At 62.0% G+C, this 24,057-nt stretch carries 16 protein-coding genes and 4 pseudogenes; 9 read left to right on the forward strand and 11 right to left on the reverse strand.

Annotated features, from left to right (window positions below; genetic code table 11):
* The 4 genes and pseudogenes from ptsP to JWR98_RS08825 form a co-directional block, all read left to right on the forward strand.
* Positions 1-1,066 (forward strand): phosphoenolpyruvate--protein phosphotransferase (gene ptsP, locus JWR98_RS08810; protein ID WP_205489780.1); only part of this gene is annotated, 1,066 nt, incomplete at its 5' end.
* Positions 1,067-1,987, forward strand: a complete 921-nt coding sequence (gene pfkB / locus JWR98_RS08815; RefSeq protein ID WP_205489782.1) for a 1-phosphofructokinase — start codon at positions 1,067-1,069, stop codon at positions 1,985-1,987.
* A gap of 11 nt (positions 1,988-1,998) precedes the next feature.
* Positions 1,999-3,715, forward strand: a pseudogene (locus JWR98_RS08820) (PTS fructose-like transporter subunit IIB).
* An 88-nt stretch (positions 3,716-3,803) separates the two neighbouring features.
* Positions 3,804-5,345 carry an alkaline phosphatase D family protein gene (locus JWR98_RS08825; protein ID WP_078731533.1) on the forward strand — a complete coding sequence of 514 codons (1,542 nt, stop codon included), beginning with the start codon at positions 3,804-3,806 and terminating at the stop codon, positions 5,343-5,345.
* A gap of 51 nt (positions 5,346-5,396) precedes the next feature.
* Here JWR98_RS08825 and JWR98_RS08830 read toward each other — a convergent pair.
* Positions 5,397-7,921, reverse strand: a pseudogene (locus JWR98_RS08830) (PepSY domain-containing protein).
* 136 nt (positions 7,922-8,057) lie between these two features.
* A complete protein-coding gene (locus JWR98_RS08835) occupies positions 8,058-10,343 on the reverse strand; it encodes a TonB-dependent receptor (protein WP_078731535.1) in 2,286 nt (761 codons plus the stop codon).
* A 207-nt stretch (positions 10,344-10,550) separates the two neighbouring features.
* Between JWR98_RS08835 and JWR98_RS08840 the strand changes: the two genes are divergently transcribed.
* From JWR98_RS08840 to JWR98_RS08855, 4 genes are all read left to right on the forward strand, one after another.
* A complete protein-coding gene (locus tag JWR98_RS08840) occupies positions 10,551-11,231 on the forward strand; it encodes a Fe2+-dependent dioxygenase (protein WP_003171708.1) in 681 nt (226 codons plus the stop codon).
* 1 nt (position 11,232) lies between these two features.
* Positions 11,233-12,018, forward strand: a complete 786-nt coding sequence (locus JWR98_RS08845) for a tetratricopeptide repeat protein (protein WP_078731536.1) — start codon at positions 11,233-11,235, stop codon at positions 12,016-12,018.
* 65 nt (positions 12,019-12,083) lie between these two features.
* Positions 12,084-12,350 (forward strand): CopG family ribbon-helix-helix protein, encoded by a 267-nt coding sequence (locus tag JWR98_RS08850; RefSeq protein WP_205489790.1) that lies wholly within the window; start codon positions 12,084-12,086, stop codon positions 12,348-12,350.
* A complete protein-coding gene (locus JWR98_RS08855; RefSeq protein ID WP_205489792.1) occupies positions 12,350-12,625 on the forward strand; it encodes a type II toxin-antitoxin system RelE/ParE family toxin in 276 nt (91 codons plus the stop codon). Before JWR98_RS08850 ends, JWR98_RS08855 begins: the two co-directional genes overlap by 1 nt.
* Before the next feature lie 70 nt (positions 12,626-12,695).
* Here the strand turns inward: JWR98_RS08855 and JWR98_RS08860 are convergent.
* The 5 genes and pseudogenes from JWR98_RS08860 to JWR98_RS08880 all read right to left on the reverse strand — a co-directional run bounded on the left by JWR98_RS08860 (position 12,696) and on the right by JWR98_RS08880 (position 17,790).
* Positions 12,696-13,858, reverse strand: a pseudogene (locus tag JWR98_RS08860) (type III PLP-dependent enzyme).
* A 481-nt stretch (positions 13,859-14,339) separates the two neighbouring features.
* Positions 14,340-15,497, reverse strand: coding sequence for an osmoprotectant ABC transporter ATP-binding protein OsmV (locus JWR98_RS08865; protein WP_205489793.1), 1,158 nt, complete (start codon positions 15,495-15,497; stop codon positions 14,340-14,342).
* Positions 15,494-16,147 carry an ABC transporter permease gene (locus JWR98_RS08870; RefSeq protein ID WP_078731538.1) on the reverse strand — a complete coding sequence of 218 codons (654 nt, stop codon included), beginning with the start codon at positions 16,145-16,147 and terminating at the stop codon, positions 15,494-15,496. Before JWR98_RS08870 ends, JWR98_RS08865 begins: the two co-directional genes overlap by 4 nt.
* A 12-nt stretch (positions 16,148-16,159) precedes the next feature.
* Complete coding sequence (locus JWR98_RS08875; protein WP_078731539.1) at positions 16,160-17,053, reverse strand: glycine betaine ABC transporter substrate-binding protein; 894 nt, start codon at positions 17,051-17,053, stop codon at positions 16,160-16,162.
* Positions 17,054-17,073: 20 nt separating this feature from the next.
* Positions 17,074-17,790: an ABC transporter permease gene (locus JWR98_RS08880; protein WP_078731540.1), complete on the reverse strand. Its 717-nt coding sequence runs from the start codon at positions 17,788-17,790 to the stop codon at positions 17,074-17,076.
* A gap of 332 nt (positions 17,791-18,122) precedes the next feature.
* Here JWR98_RS08880 and JWR98_RS08885 point away from each other — a divergent pair, with 332 nt between their 5' ends.
* Positions 18,123-19,706: a peptide chain release factor 3 gene (locus JWR98_RS08885; RefSeq protein ID WP_003171715.1), complete on the forward strand. Its 1,584-nt coding sequence runs from the start codon at positions 18,123-18,125 to the stop codon at positions 19,704-19,706.
* Positions 19,707-19,774: 68 nt separating this feature from the next.
* Here the strand turns inward: JWR98_RS08885 and JWR98_RS08890 are convergent, their stop codons facing one another.
* The 4 genes and pseudogenes from JWR98_RS08890 to JWR98_RS08905 all read right to left on the reverse strand — a co-directional run bounded on the left by JWR98_RS08890 (position 19,775) and on the right by JWR98_RS08905 (position 24,047).
* On the reverse strand, positions 19,775-21,001 hold the full coding sequence (locus tag JWR98_RS08890) for an MFS transporter (protein ID WP_078731541.1): 1,227 nt from the start codon (positions 20,999-21,001) through the stop codon (positions 19,775-19,777).
* A 185-nt stretch (positions 21,002-21,186) separates the two neighbouring features.
* Positions 21,187-22,158 (reverse strand): peptide ABC transporter ATP-binding protein, encoded by a 972-nt coding sequence (locus tag JWR98_RS08895; RefSeq protein ID WP_078731542.1) that lies wholly within the window; start codon positions 22,156-22,158, stop codon positions 21,187-21,189.
* On the reverse strand, positions 22,158-23,126 hold the full coding sequence (locus tag JWR98_RS08900) for an ABC transporter ATP-binding protein (RefSeq protein ID WP_003171718.1): 969 nt from the start codon (positions 23,124-23,126) through the stop codon (positions 22,158-22,160). Before JWR98_RS08900 ends, JWR98_RS08895 begins: the two co-directional genes overlap by 1 nt.
* Positions 23,127-23,136: 10 nt before the next feature.
* Positions 23,137-24,047 (reverse strand): annotated as a pseudogene (locus tag JWR98_RS08905) (ABC transporter permease subunit).
* Between the last annotated feature and the right edge of the window lie 10 nt (positions 24,048-24,057).

The raw sequence follows: 24,057 nt of genomic DNA on the forward strand, positions 1-24,057 counted from the left end.
CGTGCTGCTGCTGGCCGCCGGCACGCTGTTGCTGCTCGATGGTCAGCGCGGCCGCCTGCATGTGGACGCCGACGCCGCGACCCTGCATCGCGCCACCGTCGAACGCGACACCCGCGAACAGCGCCTGCAAGCCGCTGCGGCCCAGCGCCACGAACCGGCCGTGACTCGCGACGGCCATGCCGTGGAAGTGTTCGCCAACATCGGCGAAAGCGCCGGTGTGGCGAGTGCGGTGGAGCAGGGCGCCGAAGGCATCGGCCTGCTGCGTACCGAACTGATTTTCATGGCGCATCCCCAAGCGCCGGACGAAGCCACCCAGGAAGCCGAATACCGCCGCGTGCTCGACGGCCTCGGCGGGCGTCCGCTGGTGGTGCGGACCCTGGATGTGGGTGGCGACAAACCCTTGCCTTACTGGCCGATTGCCGAGGAAGAAAACCCCTTCCTCGGCGTGCGCGGCATTCGCCTGACCCTGCAACGCCCACAGATCATGGAAGCGCAATTACGCGCGTTGCTGCGTTCTGCGGACAGCCGCCCGTTGCGCATCATGTTCCCGATGGTCGGCAGCGTCGATGAGTGGCGTGCGGCCCGCGACATGACCGAGCGCCTGCGCCTGGAAATTCCGGTGGCGGACCTGCAACTGGGCATCATGATCGAAGTGCCGTCGGCCGCGTTGCTGGCGCCGGTGCTGGCCAAGGAAGTCGACTTCTTCAGCGTCGGCACCAACGACTTGACCCAATACACCCTGGCCATCGACCGTGGTCACCCGACCTTGTCGGCCCAGGCCGATGGCCTGCACCCGGCGGTGTTGCAACTGATCGACATCACCGTGCGCGCGGCCCATGCCCATGGCAAATGGGTCGGTGTGTGCGGCGAGCTGGCGGCGGACCCGCTGGCGGTGCCGGTGCTGATCGGCCTGGGTGTGGATGAGTTGAGCGTGTCGGCCCGCAGCATTCCCGAAGTGAAGGCGCGCGTGCGTGAATTCAGTCTGAGCGAGGCCCAGGGCCTGGCGCAACAAGCACTGGCGGTGGGCTCCCCCGCCGAAGTGCGTGCCCTAGTGGAGGCCGTGTAAATGGCAAGGATTCTAACCCTGACGCTGAACCCGGCGTTGGACCTGACGGTGCGTCTGCCGCGCCTGACGCCCGGTGAAGTCAACCGCAGCGAAACCCTGCTCACCCACGCCGCCGGCAAGGGGGTGAATGTCGCCCAGGTGCTGGCCGATCTCGGTCACGTGGTCAACGTGGGCGGTTTTCTCGGGCGTGCCAACCCCCAGGCGTTCGATGCGTTGATCGCCAGCCGGGGGTTTGGCGACTCGTTCATTCGCGTACCGGGCGAGACCCGCAGCAATATCAAGATTGCCGAACAGGACGGCCGGGTCACCGATATCAATGCGCCGGGGCCACTGGTGAGTGAGCAGGCACAACAAGACTTGCTGACACTGATCACAACCGTCGGCCCTGACTTCGATGCGGTGGTGGTGGCCGGCAGCTTGCCGCGTGGCGTCAGCCCGCAGTGGTTTCAGAACATGCTTGAGCAACTGAAGGCGCTCGGTCTGAAGGTGGTTCTGGACACCAGCGGCGAAGCGCTGCGCGCCGGTTTGAAGGCGGGGCCCTGGATGGTCAAGCCCAATACTGAAGAGCTGGCCGAAGCGCTGGATAACGCCACCGATGCCGTCAGCCAATTGCATCAGCAGGGTGTGGAACACGTGGTGGTTTCCGATGGCGCCGCCGGCGTGACCTGGTACAGCTCGGCTGCGACGCTGCATGCCACGCCCCCCCAAGTGACGGTAGCCAGCACTGTTGGCGCCGGCGACTCACTGCTGGCCGGCATGCTCCACGGGCTGCTCAGCGGCGACACGCCCGAGCAGACCCTGCGCCGCGCCACCGCGATTGCCGCGATGGCGGTGACGCAGATCGGTTTTGGCATCAGCGATGACGCGCAGTTGGCGCGCCTCGAAAGCGGCGTTGTTGTACGCACGCTGACAGAACAATAAGAGGGTTTGTGATGAAGTTAGCCATTGTTACTGCCTGCCCCAACGGCATGGTCACCAGTGTGCTGTGCGCCCGCTTGTTGGACGCCGCCGCGCAGCGCCAAGGGTGGAGCACCAGCGTCGAAGTGGTGGATGTGCAGCACCCTGAACGCCAATTGTCCGAGGCGACCCTCAACGATGCCGAGTGGGTATTGCTGGTCAGCAGCACCCCGGTGGACATGCAGCGGTTTGTCGGCAAACGCGTGTTCCAGAGTACCCCGGCCCAGGCGTTGGCGGATGTCGACGCGGTGCTGCGGCGCGGGGCTGAAGAGGCCCAGGTATTCGTCGCAAGCGCTGCATCCGCCGTTGCGAAGAACGCTCCGCGTATCGTCGCGATTACCGCGTGCCCGACCGGCGTGGCCCACACCTTCATGGCCGCCGAAGCCTTGCAGCAAACCGCCAAGCGCCTGGGCTACGACCTGCAGGTCGAAACCCAGGGTTCGGTCGCGCGCGCACGCCGTTGAGCCCGCAGGCCATCGCCGATGCCGACGTGGTGTTGTTGGCCGCCGACATCGAAGTCGCCACCGAGCGCTTCGCCGGCAAGAAGATCTACCGCTGTGGTACCGGCATTGCGCTCAAGCAATCCGAAGCAACCCTCAACAAGGCCCTGGCCGAGGGTGCCGTGGAAAGCGCCGCCAGCGGCGCGGTGGCCAAGCAGGAAAAAACCGGCGTGTACAAACACCTGCTCACCGGTGTGTCGTTCATGCTGCCGATGGTGGTGGCGGGCGGGCTGTTGATCGCCTTGTCGTTCGCGTTCGGCATTCATGCGTTCGAACAGCCAGGCACCCTCGCAGCCGCGTTGAAAACCATCGGCAACAGTGCCTTCACGCTGATGGTGCCGCTGCTGGCGGGGTATATCGCCTACTCGATTGCCGACCGTCCCGGCATTGCGCCGGGCATGATCGGCGGCCTGTTGGCCGGCACGCTGGGCGCGGGGTTTATCGGCGGCATCCTGGCCGGTTTCCTGGCGGGTTACAGCGTCAAGCTGATCAGCCGTGCCGTGCGCTTGCCGCAAAGCATGGAGGCGCTCAAGCCGATCCTGATCATCCCGTTGCTGGCGAGCCTGTTCACCGGCCTTGCGATGATCTACCTGGTGGGACCGCCGGTGGCGCGCATGCTCACCGGGCTGACCGGCTTCCTCAGCACCATGGGCACCACCAATGCGGTGCTGCTGGGTATCCTGCTGGGCGGCATGATGTGCGTGGACCTGGGCGGCCGATCAACAAGGCGGCCTATGCGTTTTCGGTGGGGTTGCTGGCGGCGTCCAGCGGCGCGCCGATGGCCGCGACCATGGCTGCCGGCATGGTGCCGCCGATTGGCATGGGCATCGCTACGTTCCTGGCGCGGCGCAAATTTGCCCAGACTGAGCGCGAAGCCGGCAAGGCCGCGATGATCCTCGGCCTGTGCTTTATCTCCGAGGGCGCTATCCCGTTTGCCGCCAAAGACCCGCTGCGCGTAATCCCGGCCTGCATCGCCGGCGGCGCGTTGACCGGCGCTTTGTCGATGTACTTCGGCTGCGTGCTGGCGGCGCCCCATGGTGGGTTGTTCGTGCTGGTGATCCCGAATGCGATCAACCATGCGCTGTTGTATCTGCTGGCGATTGTGGCCGGCAGCCTGCTGACCGGGGTGGTGTACGCACTGATCAAGCGCCCGGAAGCAGTGGAACTGGCAGTCACCACCGCCAAAGTCTGACGCCATTCAAACTGTGTCTTTAGATGTGTCACATGGGCTTCATCCCACCATGCTTTAGTGCCCTTTTGATTCTCAAGAGGGCACTCGCATGAGCCACTTCGATCTCGGCCGTCGCCGTGTGATGCAAGTCGTCGGTGCCGGCCTGTTGCTGCCGGGCCTGGCGCCGGCAGTGATCGCGTCGGTCAAGGACCGGCCGCAACTCACCGATGGCGTGCAGTCCGGCGACCTGCTTGGCGACCGCGCGATGATTTGGAGCCGCAGCGACCGCCCGGCGCGCATGGTGGTGGAGTGGGACACCCGCAGCGTGTTCAGCAACCCGCGTCGCTTCGTCTCGCCGCTGGCCGACAAAGGCAGCGACTTTACCGCGCGCGTCGAACTCAGCGGACTGCCTGCCGACCAGGCGATTTTCTACCGTGTGCACTTCGAAGATGCCCAGACCGGTATCGCCAGCGAGCCCTGGTTCGGCCACCTGCGCAGCGTGCCGCAACAGCGCCGCGACATCCGTTTTGTCTGGAGTGGCGACACTGTCGGCCAAGGTTTCGGCATCAACCCCGACATCGGCGGCATGCGCATCTACGAAGCCATGCGCCTGCGCCTGCCGGACTTCTTTATTCACAGCGGCGACACCATCTATGCCGACGGCCCGGTGCCGGCGCAACTGCCCACCGAAGGCGGGCGCATCTGGCGCAACATCACCACCGAGGCCAAGAGCAAAGTCGCCGAAACCCTCGACGAATATCGCGGCAATTACCGCTACAACCTGATGGATGAAAACGTGCGCCGCTTCAATGCGCAGGTGCCGCAGATCTGGCAGTGGGACGACCACGAGGTGGTGAACAACTGGTCGCCGAGCAAGCAACTCGATGAGCGCTACCAGACCAAGGACATCAACACCCTGGTGGGCCGTGCGCGTCAGGCCTGGCTGGAATATTCCCCCATGCGCCGGCAAAGCGCCGACGGTGGCGGCCGCATTTATCGCAAGCTCAGCTACGGCCCGTTGCTGGATGTGTTCGTGCTCGACATGCGCAGCTATCGCGGGGGCAACGATGACAACCTGGGCGGCGAAAAACCCTTCCTTGGCCGCGAGCAGTTGGACTGGCTCAAGCGTGAACTCAAGGCCTCCAAGGCGCAGTGGAAGGTGATTGCCGCTGATATGCCGATTGGCCTTGGTGTGCCCGACGGTGAGGTCAGCCCCGGTGTGGCGCGTTGGGAGGCGATTGCCAACAACGACCCGGGCGCGCCGCAAGGGCGCGAGCTGGAAATTGCCGAGTTGCTGGGCTTTTTAAGGGCGCAACAGGTGCGCAACCACGTATGGCTGACGGCGGATGTGCATTACTGCGCGGCCCATCACTACCACCCGGATCGGGCGACGTTCCAGGATTTCGAGCCGTTCTGGGAGTTTGTCGCGGGCCCCCTGAATGCGGGGAGCTTCGGGCCCAATCCATTGGATAAAACCTTTGGCCCGCAGGTGGTGTTCGAGAAGGCCCCGCCGGCGCAGAACACCTCGCCGTTTGCCGGGTTTCAGTTTTTTGGCGAGGTGAATATTGATGGGCAGACGGCGGAGTTGACGGTGGTCCTGCGGGACTTGGATGGCGTCTCAGTATTTGAGCAAAAACTCCAACCGGTCTGACCTGAAATGCGGTCCAAATGTGGGAGGGGCTTGCTCCCACATTGGATCGCGTCAGTACACGTCTCTACGATAACGGCCTTGCTCAATCAATCGCTCCACCGTCTCACGTCCGAGGATGTCGTGCAGCACTTGATCCACGCCCGCGGCCATGCCCTGCAAACTGCCGCACACATAGATCGCCGCGCCATCGGCCAGCCATTTGCGCAATACATCCGCCGATTCACGCAGTCGGTCCTGTACGTAGATCTTTTCTGCCTGATCCCGCGAGAAGGCCAGGTCCAGCAAGGCCAGATCACCACTGGCCAGCCAGCTTTGCAGTTCGTCCTGGCACAGATAATCGTGGGCGATATTGCGTTCGCCGAACAACAGCCAGTTACGCTGTTGGCCGTCTGCAATACGCGCCTTGAGCAAGCTGCGCAGGCCGGCGAGGCCGGTGCCGTTGCCCAGCAGAATCAACGGCACCGGGGCGTCCGGCAGGTGGAAGCCGCTGTTGCGGCGCAGCCGCAGACTGATGCCCGAACCGATGGCCGCGTACTCGGTGAGCCAACCCGAACCCAGGCCCAGGCTGCCGTCGGGGTGGCGTTCCTGACGCACGATCAGTTCCAGTACGCCGTCGCTGGCAATCGAGGCAATCGAGTATTCGCGCATGCCCAGAGGCACCAGGGCATTCACCAGCGCCTGGGCGTGCAGGCCGACCAGATGAGTGCGGTTGTCCGGCAATTGGCGACTGGCCAGGGCCTGGTTGAGGGGTTGGGCCAGGCCGTCGATCAGCACATCGTCGTTGCCCGCCAGGCCCAGGCCTTCAAGGAAGTGCTCGATGGCCTGGGGGCCATTGCGCGGCAGCACTTCCACCAGGTCGCCGGCTTGCCAGGTGTGTGGCGAGGACGGGATCAGGCCCAACAGGTACACGGCCGAGCCGCTGCTGTTCGGGTTGAGCAGGCGGCGCTGGCTGAGTGTCCAGTGTTCGTATTGCGCGGCGGGCCATGCCGCCGCGGGCGCGTGGCCGGTCAGTTGCCCCAGCTGTTGTTGCCAGTGCAGCAGCGCGGCGGTGTCACCGCTGTCCACTTCCACCGGGGCGAACAACGGGTTGCCGCCCTGGTTGGTCAGCCAGAAATGCAGGCGCCGGGCAAAGCCGCAGAAGTGTTCGTACTGGCGGTCACCCAGGGCCAGTACCGAGTAGTTCAGGCTCTTGAGGGACAGGGTTTGGCCGAGCACGCTGCGCTCGAAACCACGGGCGCTGTCCGGGGCTTCGCCGTCGCCGAAGGTGCTCACCACAAACAGTGCATTGTGCGACTGACGCAGGTCGTCCTGGCTGACGCTACCCAGAGGCTGCACCTTCACCGGCAGGCCGGCCGCCTGCAATTGCCCGGCGGTCTGCCAGGCCAGTTGCTCGGCAAAGCCGCTCTGGCTGGCAAAACCGATCAGCCAGGCGGGCGCATCGCTGTGGTTGGCGGCCAGGCTTTGGCGGGCATCGCGCACCTGGCGTTTTTTGCGGCGACGGTCCAGGTACAGCAGCCAGCCGGTGATAAAGAACAGCGGCATCAGCACCGCGCTGAGCGTGAGAATGATGCGCCCGATCAGGCCGAAATAGCTGCCGGTGTGCAGGGCATAAATGCTGGTCAGCAACCGCGCCTTGAGGCTTTTGTTGGCGTACTGATCATGGGATTTGACCTCGCCGGTGGCCGGGTCGAGGTTGATCTGGTTCAGCGCGCGGTCGTGGGGCGAGTTTTGCAGCAGGTAATAAACGGTAGCGGGCTGGCCGGCAACCGCTGGCATGCGGATGTTGTAGGCGCTCAAGCCGGGACCGGCGTTGCTGTAGATGCTGCTCCAGATCGCATCGTAATTGGCGATCGGCGCCGGGCCCGCGGGCGCGGGGCCGCGCGTGCGTACCCGCTCGTTTTGCGGGGTGTCGGACAACAGTTTGGTCAGACCCTGGCTGTACCAGTCGTAGGACCAAGACAGCCCCGTCAACGCCGCCAGCAGATAGGCCAGCAGCACCAGGTGCCGAATACCGAATGCAGGTCCCAGTTGAAACTGCGACCTTTTTTCCGCCAGTCCAGGGTCAGCCATGCACGCCAGTTCGCGACCTGGCGCGGCCAGCGCAGGTACAAGCCAGAGAGACAGAAAAACACCAGGATCAGGGTGCAGGCGCCGGTGATCTGCCGACCGGTTTCGCCCATGGCGAGGAAGCGGTGCAACTGCAGGATAAAGCCGAAGACGTCCTGGCCAACCACCTCACCCCGGTAGTCGCCGGTGTAGGGGTCGAAGTAGCGCATCTGGCCTCGGCGCTCGCCTGGCGGCGGGGTGAAGGCCACGCGCGCCGCGAGGCCGCTGTCGCGTTCGACCCAGAGCATGGCCACGGTCTTGCCTTCGGTGGCTTCCAGTTTGCGCACCAGTTCGGCGGGCGGCAGCACGCCGGCTTCGCGCTTTTCTACGCTCAGTACGCTGGGGTTGAGCGCCCGCAGTATTTCATCCTGAAACGAGACCGCAGCCCCGGTGATCCCCATCAAGGCCAGTACCAGCCCGGCAGTGATGCCGAAGAACCAGTGCAACTGGAACAGGGTTTTCTTCAACACGTCTGACCGCCTCGTCTATCTGGATATGTAGGGCACGGCGCGCATTATGCCGTGGCTTGTCGAGAAACATTCTGTTTTACACAAAAAAGCCCCGCGCATCCGATGCGTGGGGCTGTTTGCCGCGTGGCGGTTTTGTTTAGAAGTGGAAACTGGTGGTCAACAACGCCGTGCGCCCGGCCGCCTGGTTGGCGAAGTGCGAACCGTAGGCCTTGTCGTAGTAGACCTTGTCGGTCAGGTTCTGCACGTTCAGTTGCAGGTCAACGTTCTTGGTCAGCTTGTAGCTGGCCATGGCGTCGTAGCGGGTATAGGACGGCACGTAAACGGTGTTGCCCACATCACCGTAAACGTCGTCGACATAGAACGCGCCGCCGCCGACAGTCAGCTTCGAGGTGATGTCGTAGGTGGTCCACAGGCTGAAGCTGTTCTTCGGCGTGTTGGGCATTTGGTTGCCCTCGTTGGACCCGGCGCTGATCACCCCGTTGCGACCGTTACGGCCGGCCTTGACCAGCTCACTGTCCAGATAGCTGTAGCCGGCGAACACTTGCCATTGATCGGTGATTTTGCCGCTGGCGGACAGTTCCACGCCGTCGACCTGCGATTCACCGGCGTTCTGGTAGGTGAGGGCGTCGACCAGGATGCGCGTGTTTTTCTTCTCGGTACGGAACACCGCAGCAGTGAGCGACAGGCGATCGTGGAACAGGTCCCACTTGGTGCCCAGTTCGTAGTTGACGGTTTCTTCCGGCTGCAGGTCGCTCGATGCGGCGCCCGCCGACAGCGGATTACCGTCGGCGCCTTCACCCACCAGGCCACCGGCCGGCGACGCCGAGGTGGCGTAGGAGGCATAGATGCTGGCGTTCTCCACAGGCTTCCAGACCAGGCCGGCCTGCCAGTTGAAGAACTGGCTGTCGTCCTTGATTTTGCTGCGCCCGGTGGCGGCGTTGGTGTTGGCCTCGGTGTCGAAGGTGTCGTAGCGCAGGCCGACGTTGAGCAGCCATTTCGGGTCCAGCTCGATGGTGTCGAACACATAGGCGGCGCGGCTGGTGGCCTTGGTGTTGGTGCCGTTGTAGTTGCGCGCGATGCTGCCGGCCCAGGCGTCATCCGGGTTCGGGTTGCTCAGCGAGGTGCACTGGCCGCCGCGACCGCCGCCGGCCACGGTGCAGACCGGGTTGGCGTTCGGGCTCACGGTGTAGCTGCTGACGCGGGTTTCTTCACCGGTGAATTCCAGGCCGGTGGAGTAGCTGTGCTTGAAGCCCAGGGCCTGGAAGCTGCCGAACAGGTCGGTCTGGTTGGTGGTGGTCGTGGTGGTGGACACGCGGGTGTTGGCGCGGCGCCACACGGTGCCGAAGCGGTTGACGTTGAACTTGCTGTCATCCGGCTGAGTGAGCACGTAGTCCTGGCCGGTGCTGCCGTGGCGCAGGGTGTTTTTCAGGGTCATGTTGTCGTTCAGGTCGTGCTCGACAGAGACGGTGCTGATGTCGGCGCGGGTCTTGCGGAAGTCACGATCCTTGAGGCCGTAGAAGTTGTTGCTGTCACCGCCGTCGGTGGGTTTGTCGTGCACGTGGGCGGTGGCGGTCGCCGAACCGTAACCGTAGGGAATGCCCGAGTCCGGCAGGTCGTTGCTTTCCACGTGGTAGTAACTGAGGTTGACGCGGGTCGGGGTACCCAGGCCGAAGGTCAGCGATGGGGCCACGCCCCAGCGGTCGTAGTTCACCGCATCGCGGCCGGCGACGTTCTGCTCGTGGCTCATCAGGTTCAGGCGGAACGCGGCGCTGTCGTCGAGGAACTGGCGGTTCACGTCGAGTACGTAGCGGCGGGTCTGGTCGGAGCCGTAGGTGAAGCCACCGTTGGTGAAGTCCCGCGCCTGTGGGGTCTTGCTCACCAGGTTGAGGCTGCCACCGGCCGAGCCACGACCGCCGAACGAGGAGTTCGGGCCTTTGCTGACTTCAATCGATTCGATGTCGAAGATTTCACGGCTCTGGCCGCCGGTGTCGCGCACGCCGTCCAGGTAAGTGTCGCCCTGGGCGTCAAACCCACGGATGAACGGACGATCGCCCTGCGGGTTACCGCCTTCACCGGCGCCAAAAGTGATGCCTGGCACGGTGCGCAAGGCATCCTGCAACGAGGTGGCGGCGGTGTCCTTGAGCACTTGTTGTGGCACCACGGTGACCGAGCGCGGAGTGTCCACCAGTGGCGCGGTGTACTTCTGCGATGAAGCTTTTTCGACCTGGTAGGAGGTGTTGTCCTGTTCTTCCCCGGTGATGCTGGTGGCCCCCAGGGAGATGCTGTTGCGCTGGCCTTTCTGCTCGGTGTCTTCGGCTGCCTGCACCATGTGGGCGGCGGAGCTGGCACCGATGGCAACGCCGATGGCCGAGGCCAGCAAGCGTGGTGAACCGGCCGTTGTTTTTAGCGTAGTGCGCGACATGACGTGTCCTTTCCCCAAGGATGTGAGGCCGCGGAATATAGGGTGAACAAGACTTCATATCAATTGCGATACATTGCTAATTGCATTGAATTTACATTCTTTACACTTCTGCGTTACGGTTTTTAGCCTCTCATTCGTCCTGCACGTTTTACATGGCGGATAAGAATCAATACCATTGGCGCCTTCTTGTTTTCAGGTGTTGCCCTCATGTTGCTGCATATTCCCGGCCTGTTCTCTCGCGAGGAAGTGCAGCGTATCCGCCAGGCCCTGGAAGACGCCGATTGGGCCGACGGCAAAATCACCGCCGGGCACCAATCCGCCAAAGCCAAACACAACCTGCAATTGCCCGAAGGCCACCCGTTGGCCAAGGAAATCGGCGCGGCGATGCTTGAACGCTTGTGGCAAAACCCGTTGTTTATGTCGGCGGCGTTACCGCACAAGGTGTTTCCGCCGCTGCTCAACTGCTACACCGCAGGCGGCAGTTTCGACTTCCATATCGACAACGCGGTGCGCCAGCCCAAAGGCAGTCACGAGCGCGTGCGCACCGACCTTTCATCCACGTTGTTCTTCAGCGATCCCGACGAATACGACGGCGGCGAATTGGAGATCCAGGACACCTTCGGCCTTCAACGCGTCAAATTGCCCGCCGGCGACATGGTGCTGTACCCCGGCTCCAGCCTGCACAAAGTCAACGCCGTGACCCGTGGCGCGCGCTACGCTTCGTTCTTCTGGACCCAAAGCCTGGTGCGCGAAGACAGCCAGCGTACCCTGCTGTTCGAGATGGACGGCGCGATCCGGCAACTGACCGCGGATGTACCCGACCACCCCGCGTTGATCCAGCTCACCGGCACTTACCACAACCTGTTGCGTCGCTGGGTCGAGGTCTGAGATGGGCTTTTTGTTACGCCGCCAGGAAGTGCTCAATGTCGAACAATTGCAGAACATGCTCGACGACGCGCCGGTGCGCGCCGCCCAAGCGATCCTGATCGCGGCCAAGGAAGGCGTGGTGGATGCCCAGGCCCTGCTCGGGCAAATCCTGCTGGAAGGGCGCGGCATTGCCCGCGATGAAGCGCTGGCGTTGCGCTGGTTCCGCATCGCGGCGCAGGGCGGTCATCTGATGGCGCACAATATGGCCGGGCGTTGCCTGGAGCATGGCTGGGGCTGCCCGGCGGATGCGGCCGCGGCGGCGCAGCAATACCGTCTGGCCGCCGAGGCGGGGCTGGATTGGGGGCAATACAACTACGCAAACCTGCTGGCGACCGGTCGCGGTGTTGCTGAGGATCAGCCGCAAGCATTGACCTTCTATCGCCGGGCGGCGGAGCAGGGCCACGCCAAGTCGATGAACCTGCTGGGGCGCTACCTGGAAGACGGTCAGTATTGCCCGAGGGACCCGCAGGCCGCCGTGGACTGGTATCGCCGCTCAGCCGAAGGCGGGGATTTCCGTGGGCAGTTCAGTTATGCGGCGGTGCTGGCGGATAGAGGCCAGGTCGAGACGGCGCTGGAGTGGCTGCACAAAGCGCTTGTCGGCGGCAATCTGAAGTTTTTGCGGGTGGCATACGCAGCCCTTTTAAATGCCAAACAACCCGAAATAAAAGCTTTGGCGAAAGAGTTTGCGCAGCGCCTGGCTCAATTAAACGATGAGCGGCAAGGTGTCGAGGTTGCTGCTCAAACCTAAATCACTATGATTAGGGCTGATTCAATTTTAATCACTAGTTTCGCAGTATCGCGAAGAGAGCATTTATGGGCGCCGACACTAAAGTTCTGACAGCTCATGTCCCCACGGCACTTGCGCAAAAAGTGGATCAGATGGCGGCGCGAATGGATCGTTCGCGTGGTTGGATCGTCAAGCAAGCGCTCGCCGATTGGGTCGATCTTGAGGAGGAGCGCAGCCGACTTACGCGGGAGGCCATGGCCGATGTTGATGCCGGCCGCGTAATTGACCAACGTTCGGTTCAGGCCTGGGCGGACAGCTTAAGCACCGATTCCCCGCTTCCGGTACCACTCTGATGGAGTTGAAGTGGACGAGTAGGGCCTTATCGGACCTGGCTCGACTTTTCGACTTCCTAGCCGTAGTAAATCGCCAAGCGGCTGCATGCACGGTGCAGTCGCTTTCTCAGGCGCCTATCAGCTTGTTGAGCAACCCTCGCATCGGTGAACGAGTTGAAGAGTTTGAGCCGCGAGACGTAAGACGGCTGTTGGTTGGGAGTTACGAGATGCGGTACGAGATTCAAGAATCAACCGTCTATATTTTGCGTTTATGGCATGTCCGTGAAGACCGCTGACTTTGCAGGCGGGCATAAAAAAACCCATGACACGTCATGGGTTTTTCTTGCAGCTTAAAACTTGCTGCTGTTAAACATAAAACGACTTCAACGGTGGAAAGCCATTGAACTCAACCGCGCTGTAGCTGGTGGTGTACGCGCCGGTCGACAGCCAGTACAGACGATCACCGATCGCCAGGTTCAGCGGCAGGCCGTACTTGTAGTTTTCGTACATGATGTCGGCGCTGTCGCAGGTTGGGCCGGCGATGACCACTTCTTCCATCTCGCCTTTCTTCTCGGTCCAGATCGGAAACTTGATGGCTTCGTCCATGGTTTCGATCAGGCCGGAGAACTTGCCCACGTCCGTGTACACCCAACGCTCGACGGCGGTGCGGGATTTACGCGCCACCAGCACCACTTCGCTGACCAGGATGCCGGCGTTGGCGATCAACGAACGGCCCGGTTCCAGGATGATTTCCGGCAGGTCGTCGCCGAAGTCTTCCTTGAGGAAACGGATGATCTCTTCGGCGTAGGTTTCCAGGCTGTTGGTGCGGGTGATGTAGTTGGCCGGGAAGCCGCCACCCATGTTGATCAGCTTCAGATGGATGCCGTCTTCTTCCTTCAGGCGTTCGAAGATCACTTTGACCTTGGCGATCGCTGCGTCCCACACGCTGATGTCGCGCTGTTGCGAACCGACGTGGAACGAGATGCCGTACGGCACCAGGCCCAGGTCGCGGGCGAGGATCAGCAGGTCCATGGCCATGTCGGTCTGGCAGCCGAATTTGCGCGACAAAGGCCAGTCAGCCGTGGTCGAGCCTTCGGTGAGGATACGCACATAGATTTTCGAACCCGGCGCGCCTTGGCGATGTTGCGCAGGTCGGCTTCGGAGTCGGTGGAAAACAGGCGCACGCCCTTCTCGTAGAAGTAGCGGATGTCTTTGGATTTCTTGATGGTGTTGCCGTAGCTGATACGGTCGGCGCTGACGCCACGGTCCATGACCTTGTCCAGCTCGTAGATCGAGGCGATGTCGAAGCTCGAGCCTTTGTCCTTGAGCAGGTCGATGATCTCGACGGCCGGGTTGGCCTTGACCGCGTAATACACCTTGGCGAATTCGAAACCGGCGCGCAGGTCGTCGTAGGCCTGGCTGATCATCGCGGTGTCGATCACCACGAACGGGGTTTCTTGCTTGTCGGCAAACGCCTTCATTTTGTCAAAAGTGGCGCGTGCGAAATAGTCTTCGACGTTGATCGACATGCTGGGAACTCCTAAGGGCAAACTGAAATTAGCAATGGGTGCAAATGAACGTCCTCCGTATCCCCACTTTGGTTCGCCTACTTCCCAAGGCATGTCGCCGAAAGCAAAAAGGCCATGGGAATTACCGCTTCCCTTGGCCTTGCTGTCTCGTCGTCAGTACTTGAGCCGGATGGATCGTTTCCAGCATGGACGTTCGGCGCGAACTTTAGGGCTTGATGGGCGTGGGATCAACTAAAAATGTCGCGTTTCTGCACGCGTTCGTCGCGCGATGGCGTGCAGCTACTTATGTAACCGACCGGTGTGACGGAATGATGTTCCCCCGATGGGGAAAATCGACGGTATTTCCCTGACACTCTGGAGGGCAAATGTGGGAGGGGGCTTGCCCCCGATGGCGGTGTGTCAGCCACATCATCAGTCACTGATCCACTGCTATCGGGGGCAAGCCCCTCCCACATTTTGAACGGCGTTGTGTCAGTTCAGGTCAGGCCAGGGCCGTCTCGGCAGGCGAAACAATACTGGTCTTACCCCCACGCGACTTACCGGAACTCAGGTACTCGGCAATCGACTCCTGGGTCACCTCACCCAAAAACACCCGCTCGGCATCCATCACCGGCAGCCACGAACGGTTGAACTCGTACATGCGCGACAGCAGGATGCGCAAGTGCTCGTCATACGCCGCCGTGGCGTTGAATTCGCGCAGGTACTGGCCGCACGTACCGGTCTGACGGTGCAGGTCGCGACGGCGCACATAGCCCAGTGCCTTGTTCTTGGCACAGGTGACCACCACGTAGCGACGGTCATGTTCGTCCATCAGCTCCAGGGCGTCGGCCACCGGGGTTTCCGGGCTCACCGACGGGGCGTTGTCCGCCGCGTCTTCGGCCTTCACCAGCAGCAGGCGCTTGAGGGTGCTGTCCTGGCCCACGAAGTTGCTGACGAACTCGTCGGCCGGGTGGGCCAGCAGCGTGTCCGGGTGGTCGATCTGCAGCAGCTTGCCGGCGCGGAAGATCGCGATCTTGTCACCCAGCTTGATCGCTTCGTCGATGTCATGGCTGACCATGATCACGGTCTTGTTCAGCGCGCGTTGCATCTCGAAGAATTCGTTCTGGATCATCTCGCGGTTGATCGGGTCGACCGCACCGAACGGCTCATCCATCAGCAACAACGGCGCGTCGGCCGCCAGCGCGCGGATCACACCGATGCGCTGTTGCTGGCCGCCGGACAATTCACGCGGGTAGCGGTGCAGATACTGCTTGGGTTCCAGCTTGATCATGCTCATCAACTCGCGGGCGCGGTCATGGCATTTCTGTTTGTCCCAGCCGAGCAGCTTGGGCACGACCACGATGTTTTCCTCGATGGTCATGTTGGGAAACAGGCCGATCTGCTGGATCACGTAGCCGATGTTGCGACGCAGGGTCACTTCATCCAGGTCGGTGGTGTCTTCGCCATTGATCAGGATCTTGCCCGAAGTCGGCTTGATCAGGCGGTTGATCATCTTCAGCGTGGTGCTCTTGCCGCAGCCCGAGGGCCCCAGGAATACGCAAATCTCGCCTTCGTTGACGGTCAGGCTGACATCGTTGACGGCCGTGACGGTCTTGCCGTTGCTTTGAAAGGTCTTGGACAGATTTTGAAGTTCGATCATTTGAGCAGTCCTTTTGGAGTCAGCGAGCGTTGCAGCCATTGCAGAAGCAGGTCGGCGAAGATGGCCAGGAGACTGACCAGCACGGCGCCGACGATCAGCATCGACATGTCGCTGCGGCTGATGGAGGCCAGAATCAGTACACCCAGGCCACCGGCGCCGATGGTGGCGGCGATGGTCATGACACCAATGTTCATCACCACGGCGGTGCGCACGCCGGCGAGGATCACCGGCACCGCAATCGGCAGTTCGACCATGCGCAGGCGCTGGCCGAAGGTCATGCCGATGCCTTTGGCGGCTTCGCGAATGCCCGGCTCCACGCCGGTCAGGGCCAGGTAGGTGTTACGCATGATGGGTAGCAGGGAGTAGAGGAACACGGCGGTAATCGCCGGCATCGGCCCCAGGCCCTGGCCGAACTTGGAGTAGAACGGCAGCAGCAGGCCGAACAGGGCGATGGATGGCACGGTCAGCAATACGGTGGCGCTGGCCTGCAACGGGCCGGCCAGGGTCGGGTAGCGCGTCATCAGGATGCCCAGGGGCACACCGATAAAAATCGCGAGAATCACCGCGATGCCGACCAGGGTGATGTGCTGCCAGGTCAGGTGCAGGACTTGGGCCCAATCAAGATGGGAAAAGGCGTTCAGGAATTCCATGTCTTCTCCTCTTTAATGGATGGGGTGTTGGCGCAGGAAATCGGCGGCCACCGCGGACGGGCTTTCATGGTCGACGTCGACCCGTGCATTCAGCTGGCGCATGGTTTCGTCGTCGAACAGGTCCGCCAGTGGCTTGAGCTCGGCGGCGAGTTGCGGGTGCTGGTCGAGGTATTCCTGGCGGATAACAGGCGCGGCGGTGTAGTCCGGGAAGTAGCGCTTGTCGTCTTCCAGCAGCTTCAACTTGAACGCGTTCAGGCGCCCGTCGGTGGTGTAGACCAGGCCGGCAAACACTTGGCCGTTACGCAGTGCGGTGTAGACCAGGCCTGCGTCCATCTGCCGGGTGTTCTTGCGGGTGAGGTTCATGTCGTACAGCTTGACCATGCCGGCCAGACCGTCGGAGCGGTTGGCGAACTCGGTGTCCAGGGCCACCAGGCGGTGCTCTTTGGTGTCTTGCGCCATGGCGTTGGTGAGGTCGCTGATGCTGTTGATCTTGGGGTGTTCCTTGGCCACTTTCTCCGGCAGCGCCAGGGCGTAGGTGTTGCTGAAGTGCGACGGCGACAGCCAGACCAGGCCTTTTTTCGCGTCGAGTTCTTTCACCCGTGCGTAGGACTGTGCGCTGTCGAGCTTCTCGTCGATGTGGTTGTAGGCGACCAGCGACACCCCGGTGTATTCCCAGAGCAGATCCAGCTGCCCGCTTTCCTGGGCACTGCGCGCCAGGTTGCTGCCCAGTCCGCCGGTCACACGGGTGTCGTAACCCTTGGTGCGCAGGTACTGGGAAGTGATTTCGGCGAGCAGGGTCTGTTCGGTGAACACCCGGGCGCCGATGCGAATTACCGGTTTCTCGGCGGCTTGCGCAATGCCTGCAAACAGCAGGACGCAGCCTAATATCAAGCTTAGTTTTTTCATGTGAATTCCTTTACCCAGCCTTAAGACGCACGCAACCCGCGTTCCAGCCAGAGGCGGCTGGCCATGGTCACCAGACCGTCGAGCAGCAAGGCCAGCAGCGCGGTGCACGCGGCGCCAAGCAGCAATTGCGGCTGATTGTTCAGGGCGATGCCGGGGAAGATCAGGCTGCCCAGGCTGTTGGCGCCGATCAGAAAGGCGAGCGGTGCGGTGCCGACGTTGATCGCCAGGGCCACGCGCACACCGCCGATGATGATCGGCACGGCGTTGGGCAATTCCACGCGAAACAACACCTGGCGCGGGGTCATGCCGATGCCGGTGGCGGCTTCCTTGAGGGAACCCTGTACGTTTTTCAGGCCTTCGTAGGTGTTGCGCACGATGGGCAGCAGGGAGGCGAGGAACAGCGCAAAGATCGCCGGGCCACTGCCGATGCCGAGGACGCCGAGGGCGATGGCCAGTACGGCCAGGGGCGGGACGGTGTTGCCGATGTTGAAGATCTGCATGAAGCGTTCTGCGCGCCCGACCCAATTTGGTCGGCTGAGCAGGATACCGGCGGGGATGCCCACAATCAGGGCGGCCAGCATGGAGACTAAAACAAGGATCAGATGAGCTTGCAGGTAAAACAACAAATCGTCGCGGTACATCTCGATCGTGTTGATGCCGATCCAGTGGACCAGCAGGGCCAGGAGCGCGACGACAACCGCGCCTCCTATCAGCCCTTTGCCATAGCGAATAGCCACAGGCGGACTCCTTTTTTCTTTTGTCGGCGAACACATTTGCGCGTGGCATGCCATTGCTGGCTGTCAGCGAAATGTGGTCGCGAAATGCAGCTCGCCAATACCGTCAAAAGCGGCATGAGTTCGAGCCATAAGCGCTGCCCCGTCAGGCTAACTTGCTGATTTTTCAGCCCCTGATACGCGTGCGTTGGCAGGGGAGTGGACGTCTCCACCTTTTAAAAGGTTCCACACTTGGCCTTATTTAGCCACCCCCAACCGGGCGAATGGTGGTCCGGTGCGCCCGGTTTGCGCTATACTCGCCGCCCTTTTTTGACTCACCTGCCAGGCGATTTCCCATGACCCACCAGGCCGCCGAAGTCGCGAAACGCCGCACTTTCGCCATTATTTCCCACCCCGATGCCGGTAAGACCACCATCACCGAGAAGCTGTTGCTGATGGGCAAGGCGATCGCGGTGGCCGGCACGGTGAAATCCCGCAAATCCGACCGTCATGCCACCTCCGACTGGATGGAAATGGAAAAACAACGGGGTATTTCCATTACCACGTCGGTCATGCAGTTCCCGTATCGCGACCACATGGTCAACCTGCTCGACACCCCAGGCCACGAAGACTTCTCCGAAGACACCTACCGCACCCTCACCGCGGTGGACTCGGCCCTGATGGTTCTCGACGGCGGTAAAGGCGTCGAGCCACGTACCATCGCGCTGATGGACGTGTGCCGCCTGCGTGACACGCCCATCGTCAGCTTCATCAACAAACTCGACCGCGACATTCGCGACCCTATCGAACTGCTGGATGAAATCGAAGCGGTCCTGAAGATCAAGGCCGCGCCGATCACCTGGCCGATTGGTTGCTATCGCGACTTCAAGGGCGTGTACCACCTGGCCGACGACTACATCATTGTCTACACCGCCGGCCACGGCCACGAACGCACCGATGTGAAAATCATCGAGAAACTCGACTCGGATGAAGCCCGCGCTCACCTGGGTGACGAGTACGACCGCTTCGTCGACCAGCTGGAACTGGTGCAGGGCGCCTGCCATGAATTCAACCAGCAGGAATTCCTCGACGGTCAACTGACTCCGGTGTTCTTCGGGACGGCCCTGGGCAACTTCGGTGTCGACCATGTGCTCGACGCCGTTGTGGACTGGGCGCCGAAACCCCTGGCTCGGGTCGCCAACGAACGCACCGTGGAACCGGTGGAGGAGAAGTTCTCGGGCTTTATCTTCAAGATCCAGGCGAACATGGACCCCAAGCACCGCGACCGAATCGCGTTCATGCGCATCTGCTCGGGCAAATACGAAAAAGGCATGAAGATGCGCCACGTGCGCACCGGCAAGGACGTGCGCATCGGCGACGCCCTGACGTTCTTCTCGTCCGAGCGTGAGCAACTGGAAGAGGCGTTTGCCGGCGACATCATCGGTCTGCATAACCACGGCACCATCCAGATCGGTGACACCTTCACCGAAGGCGAAGTGCTGGGCTTCACCGGTATCCCGCACTTCGCCCCGGAACTGTTCCGCCGCGTACGCCTGCGCGACCCGCTCAAGTCCAAGCAACTGCGCCAGGGCTTGCAGCAGTTGGCGGAAGAGGGCGCCACCCAGGTGTTCTTCCCCGAGCGCAGCAACGACATCATCCTCGGCGCCGTCGGTGTGCTGCAGTTCGACGTGGTCGCCAGCCGCCTGAAAGAGGAATACAAGGTCGAATGCTCCTACGAGCCGATCACCGTGTATTCCGCGCGCTGGATCGAGTGCAGCGATAAGAAGAAGCTGGAGGAGTTCTCCAACAAGGCTGTGGAAAACCTGGCAGTGGACGGCGGCGGTCACCTGACCTACCTGGCGCCGACGCGGGTGAACCTGGCGTTGATGGAAGAGCGCTGGCCGGATGTGAAATTCCGCGCGACCCGCGAGCACCATTAAGGTCTGAGCGGTACAGAGAAGGGCGAAGCGATAAGGGCTTCGCCCTTTTTTTGGGCGTGAATTTCACCTCAAGGAGCCGTTCCCTGGTCAGGTTCAACACTCGAGTTCGGGTGTGGGTTTGGTTTTTTTGCAAACCACCACAGCGTTACGGCCCCAAGCAGGGTTGTCAGCACGGCCAGTATCAGGATCACCCGCTGCGTGCCCAAAGGCGCTGCCAGCAAGGCCACCAGTAAACCGGCCAAAGGCTGCGACAGGTTGTTCAGCAACGTCATCACGCCCACGGTCTTGCCGAAGTCTTGAGGCGGAATCACCCGCTGCCGAATCGTACGCATGTAGACGTTGAACATTTTATCGAAGCCAACGATCAACAAAAAACCGAGCCCATAGCCGATCAAATTCGGGCTCAGGGCGCTGATGAATGCGCCGATGGCAATCAGTGAATAACCAACGCAACCCAATACCCGCAGCGGCAGCTCCACCCGAGCGAGAAAAAACAGGATCAGGATGGTTGTCACGGCACCGGCCGCTTGCAGTCCTGCATAAGCATCCTTGTCGGCGCTGTACTGGCCGATCACCATGGCCGCCGAAGTGGCCAGGGTTACGCCGACGATCAGATTGACGCCGACCGCCAGAGCGATGATTTTTTTCAACTGCGCCAAATCACGGATATGCGCGAAAGCGATACGCAAGGGCTGCAGCCAGAGGTCCTGATGCTGCTCGAACACCGGTAGCGTCATACGGCTGAGGCGCTGCCACGCCAGCATGCTCAGGTCTGCCAGCAGGAACAGCCCGGCGACCCAGAGCACCACCCAATGCCAGGCCCACACCTCCAGCATCAGCGCCGCCACCAGAGGGCCGAGGACCAATCCGGTCTGGTCGGCGATCTGGGAGTAGGACAGGGTCTTGGTGTAACTGTAATGCTCGAAGACAGTCGGCATCAGCACTTCGCGAGCCATGATGCCTTGCGTGGTCAGCACCCCGCACACGGCTGACAGCACCACCAACCAGGCGATGCCCCCCACTGCTGCGTAGCACGCCATCGCCAGCACACATAGCAATGCCCGATAGATCTGGCTGATATGCAGGATCCTGATCGGCGAGTACTTGTCGCACAGCGCGCCGCACAACGGAAACGCGAGAAACCGCGGCAGCGATTCAACGAAAAACGCCAGCCCGGCCCACGAGGCGCTGTTGGTGGTCTGGAACACCACCAGCGGAACCATGAACAACAAGATTTGATCCGCCAGCCTCGAGAGAAACAGCGAGGTGAAAAAGGCGAGGTAGTCCTTACGCATAAAGACCTCCTTCAAATAGATCTGTTTATTTAGGTGAAGACAGCGAGACCGCCCATAAAAGAAAGCCCCTCCCGCCAGGCTGATGCGCAACCTGACGGGAAGGGCTGTAGAACACTGTAAAACTTCCATGTAATGCCCGTAGCAGCTGTCGAGCTTTAGCGAGGCAACTGCTACGAGGCGGGGTGTCAGGCCACGAACTGCTCCGCGTAGTGGCAAGCCACCTGACGGTTATCCAGCGCCCGCAGTTGCGGCTCCTCGGTACTGCAGCGTGCCGTCGCGTACGGGCAGCGTTTGTGGAACGCACAGCCAGGCGGCGGGTTCAGGGGGTTGGGCAACTCGCCGACGATTTTGATCTTCGGTTTATTCGGATCCGGGTGGATGGTCGGGGTGGCCGACAGCAACGCCTGGGTGTAGGGGTGCAGCGGACGCGCGTAGATGTCTTGCTTGGGGCCCACTTCCACCGGGCGGCCGAGGTACATCACCATCACGTCGTCGGCAACGTGCTGCACCACCGCCAGGTTATGGGAGATGAACACGTAGGCAGTGTTGAATTCCTGCTGCAAATCCATGAACAGGTTGAGTACCTGGGCCTGGATCGACACGTCCAGCGCCGAGGTCGGTTCGTCCGCCACCAGCACTTTCGGTTGCAGCATCATGGCGCGGGCCAGGGCGATACGCTGGCGCTGCCCCCCGGAAAACATGTGCGGGTAGCGCTGATAGTGCTCGGGGCGCAGGCCCACCTGTTTCATCATCGCCTGCACTTTCTCACGGCGCTCGGCGGCGGACAGGTTGGTGTTGATCAGCAGCGGTTCGCCCAACTGATCACCGACCTTCTGGCGCGGGTTCAACGAGGCATACGGGCTCTGGAACACCATCTGCACGTCTTTGCGCAATTGCTTGCGCTGGGCCTTGTCGGCACCGGCGACTTCCTGGCCAGCGATTTTCAGTGAGCCCGACGACGGTTCTTCAATCAGCGTCAGCGCACGGGCCAGGGTGGATTTGCCGCAACCCGACTCGCCCACAACGGCGAGGGTCTTGCCGGCTTCCAGTTCAAATGACACACCATTGAGCGCGCGTACCAGCGCATGGCCCTTGAACAGGCCACGGGACACTTCGTAGTGACGGGTCAGGTCGCGGGCGGTAAGAACGACGGCCATTACGCCACCTCCTGGTTCAAGGGGTAGAAGCAGCGCGCAAGGCTGTTGGATTTAGGGTCGAGACCCGGACGGCTCTGACGGCAGTTTTCCTGCACGTACGGGCAACGCGGCGACAGCAGGCAGCCCTGCGGGCGGTCATAACGGCCGGGCACGATGCCGGGCAACGTGGCCAGGCGCGTGGCGCCCAGGCTGTGCTCCGGAATCGCCTTGAGCAACGCTTCGCTGTAGGGGTGGGCCGGAATGTCGAACAGCTGCGGCACCTGGCCGACTTCCACGGCTTGGCCGGCGTACATCACGCACACGCGCTGGGCGGTTTCCGCGACGACGGCAAGGTCGTGGGTGATCAGCACCAGGCCCATGTTCTGCTCTTTTTGCAGGGCCAGCAGCAGGTCCATGATCTGCGCTTGAATCGTCACGTCCAACGCGGTGGTCGGTTCATCGGCGATCAGCAGTTTCGGCTCGCCGGCAATGGCCATGGCGATTGCCACGCGCTGGCTCATACCGCCGGACAGTTGGTGCGGGTAGGCGTCCATACGGCTGGCGGCGCCCGGGATCTCGACTTTTTCCAACAGTTCGATGGCGCGCTTGCGCGCTTGCTTGCCGGACATTTTCAGGTGCAGGCGCAGCACTTCTTCAATCTGGAACCCCACGGTGTAGCTGGGGTTCAGCGCGGTCATCGGGTCCTGGAACACCATCGCCAGGTCTTTGCCGACGATCTGGCGGCGCTGGCGGTTGCTCAGCTTGAGCATGTCCTTGCCGTCGAAGGTCAGCGCGTCGGCGGTGACGATGCCGGGGTGCTCGATCAGGCCCATCAGCGCCATCATGGTCACGGATTTACCCGAACCCGACTCGCCAACGATGGCCAGGACTTCGCCTTTGTCGACAGAAATGTCGAGGCCATCGACCACCGGCACGGCGGTCTTGTCGCCGAAGCGCACATTGAGATTCTTGATTTCTAACAGTGACATGGGAATCTCCTCAGGCGGCGTTCTTGAGTTTCGGGTCCAGCGCATCGCGCAGGCCGTCACCCATCAAGTTGATTGCCAGCACGCTGAGCAAAATGGTCAGACCCGGCAGGCTCACGACCCACCAGGCGCGTTCGATGTAGTCACGGGCCGAAGCCAGCATGGTGCCCCACTCAGGCGTCGGCGGTTGTACGCCAAGGCCAAGGAAGCCCAGCGCCGCGGCGTCGAGGATCGCCGAGGAGAAGCTCAGGGTCGCCTGTACGATCAGCGGCGCCATGCAGTTGGGCAGCACGGTGACGAACATCAGGCGCGGCAGGCCGGCACCGGCCAGGCGTGCGGCGGTCACGTAGTCGCGGTTCAGTTCGCCCATCACCGCGGCACGGGTCAGGCGCACGTAGGACGGCAGCGACACGATCGCGATGGCGATCACGGTATTGATCAGGCCAGGGCCGAGGATCGCGACAATGGCAACGGCCAGCAGCAGCGACGGCAGGGCCAGCATGATGTCCATCAGACGCATGATGGTCGGGCCGAGCAAGCGCGGGAAGAACCCGGCGAACAGGCCCAGCAGGATGCCCGGGATCAGCGACATCACCACCGACGACAAACCGATCAGCAACGACAGGCGCGAACCCTGGATCAGGCGCGAGAGCAGGTCACGCCCCAGTTCGTCGGTGCCAAGCAGGAACTGGATCTGCCCGCCTTCGAGCCACGACGGCGGCGTGAGCAGGAAGTCGCGGTATTGCTCGCTGGGGTTATGCGCGCCACCCAGGGCGCAAAGATCGCGCAGAACACGATCAGCAACATGAACAGCAGGCCGGCGACCGCGCCTTTGTTCTTGGAGAAGGCTTGCCAGAATTCTTTGTACGGGGACGGGTACAGCAGGCTTTGATCGACTGCCGACGCTTGTGTAGGTGTGGTCATGGTCATGATC

The organism is Pseudomonas lactucae, from assembly GCF_016937615.1.
Lineage (GTDB): Bacteria > Pseudomonadota > Gammaproteobacteria > Pseudomonadales > Pseudomonadaceae > Aquipseudomonas > Aquipseudomonas lactucae.

What these genes read in the sequence shown, in the direction of transcription:
- pfkB (WP_205489782.1), top strand. Translation starts at nt 1,067, where the DNA reads ATGGCAAGGATTCTAACCCTGACGCTGAACCCGGCGTTGGACCTGACG.
- JWR98_RS08825 (WP_078731533.1), top strand. Translation starts at nt 3,804, where the DNA reads ATGAGCCACTTCGATCTCGGCCGTCGCCGTGTGATGCAAGTCGTCGGT.
- JWR98_RS08835 (WP_078731535.1), bottom strand. Translation starts at nt 10,343, where the DNA reads ATGTCGCGCACTACGCTAAAAACAACGGCCGGTTCACCACGCTTGCTG.
- JWR98_RS08840 (WP_003171708.1), top strand. Translation starts at nt 10,551, where the DNA reads ATGTTGCTGCATATTCCCGGCCTGTTCTCTCGCGAGGAAGTGCAGCGT.
- JWR98_RS08845 (WP_078731536.1), top strand. Translation starts at nt 11,233, where the DNA reads ATGGGCTTTTTGTTACGCCGCCAGGAAGTGCTCAATGTCGAACAATTG.
- JWR98_RS08850 (WP_205489790.1), top strand. Translation starts at nt 12,084, where the DNA reads ATGGGCGCCGACACTAAAGTTCTGACAGCTCATGTCCCCACGGCACTT.
- JWR98_RS08855 (WP_205489792.1), top strand. Translation starts at nt 12,350, where the DNA reads ATGGAGTTGAAGTGGACGAGTAGGGCCTTATCGGACCTGGCTCGACTT.
- JWR98_RS08865 (WP_205489793.1), bottom strand. Translation starts at nt 15,497, where the DNA reads ATGATCGAACTTCAAAATCTGTCCAAGACCTTTCAAAGCAACGGCAAG.
- JWR98_RS08870 (WP_078731538.1), bottom strand. Translation starts at nt 16,147, where the DNA reads ATGGAATTCCTGAACGCCTTTTCCCATCTTGATTGGGCCCAAGTCCTG.
- JWR98_RS08875 (WP_078731539.1), bottom strand. Translation starts at nt 17,053, where the DNA reads ATGAAAAAACTAAGCTTGATATTAGGCTGCGTCCTGCTGTTTGCAGGC.
- JWR98_RS08885 (WP_003171715.1), top strand. Translation starts at nt 18,123, where the DNA reads ATGACCCACCAGGCCGCCGAAGTCGCGAAACGCCGCACTTTCGCCATT.
- JWR98_RS08890 (WP_078731541.1), bottom strand. Translation starts at nt 21,001, where the DNA reads ATGCGTAAGGACTACCTCGCCTTTTTCACCTCGCTGTTTCTCTCGAGG.
- JWR98_RS08895 (WP_078731542.1), bottom strand. Translation starts at nt 22,158, where the DNA reads ATGGCCGTCGTTCTTACCGCCCGCGACCTGACCCGTCACTACGAAGTG.
- JWR98_RS08900 (WP_003171718.1), bottom strand. Translation starts at nt 23,126, where the DNA reads ATGTCACTGTTAGAAATCAAGAATCTCAATGTGCGCTTCGGCGACAAG.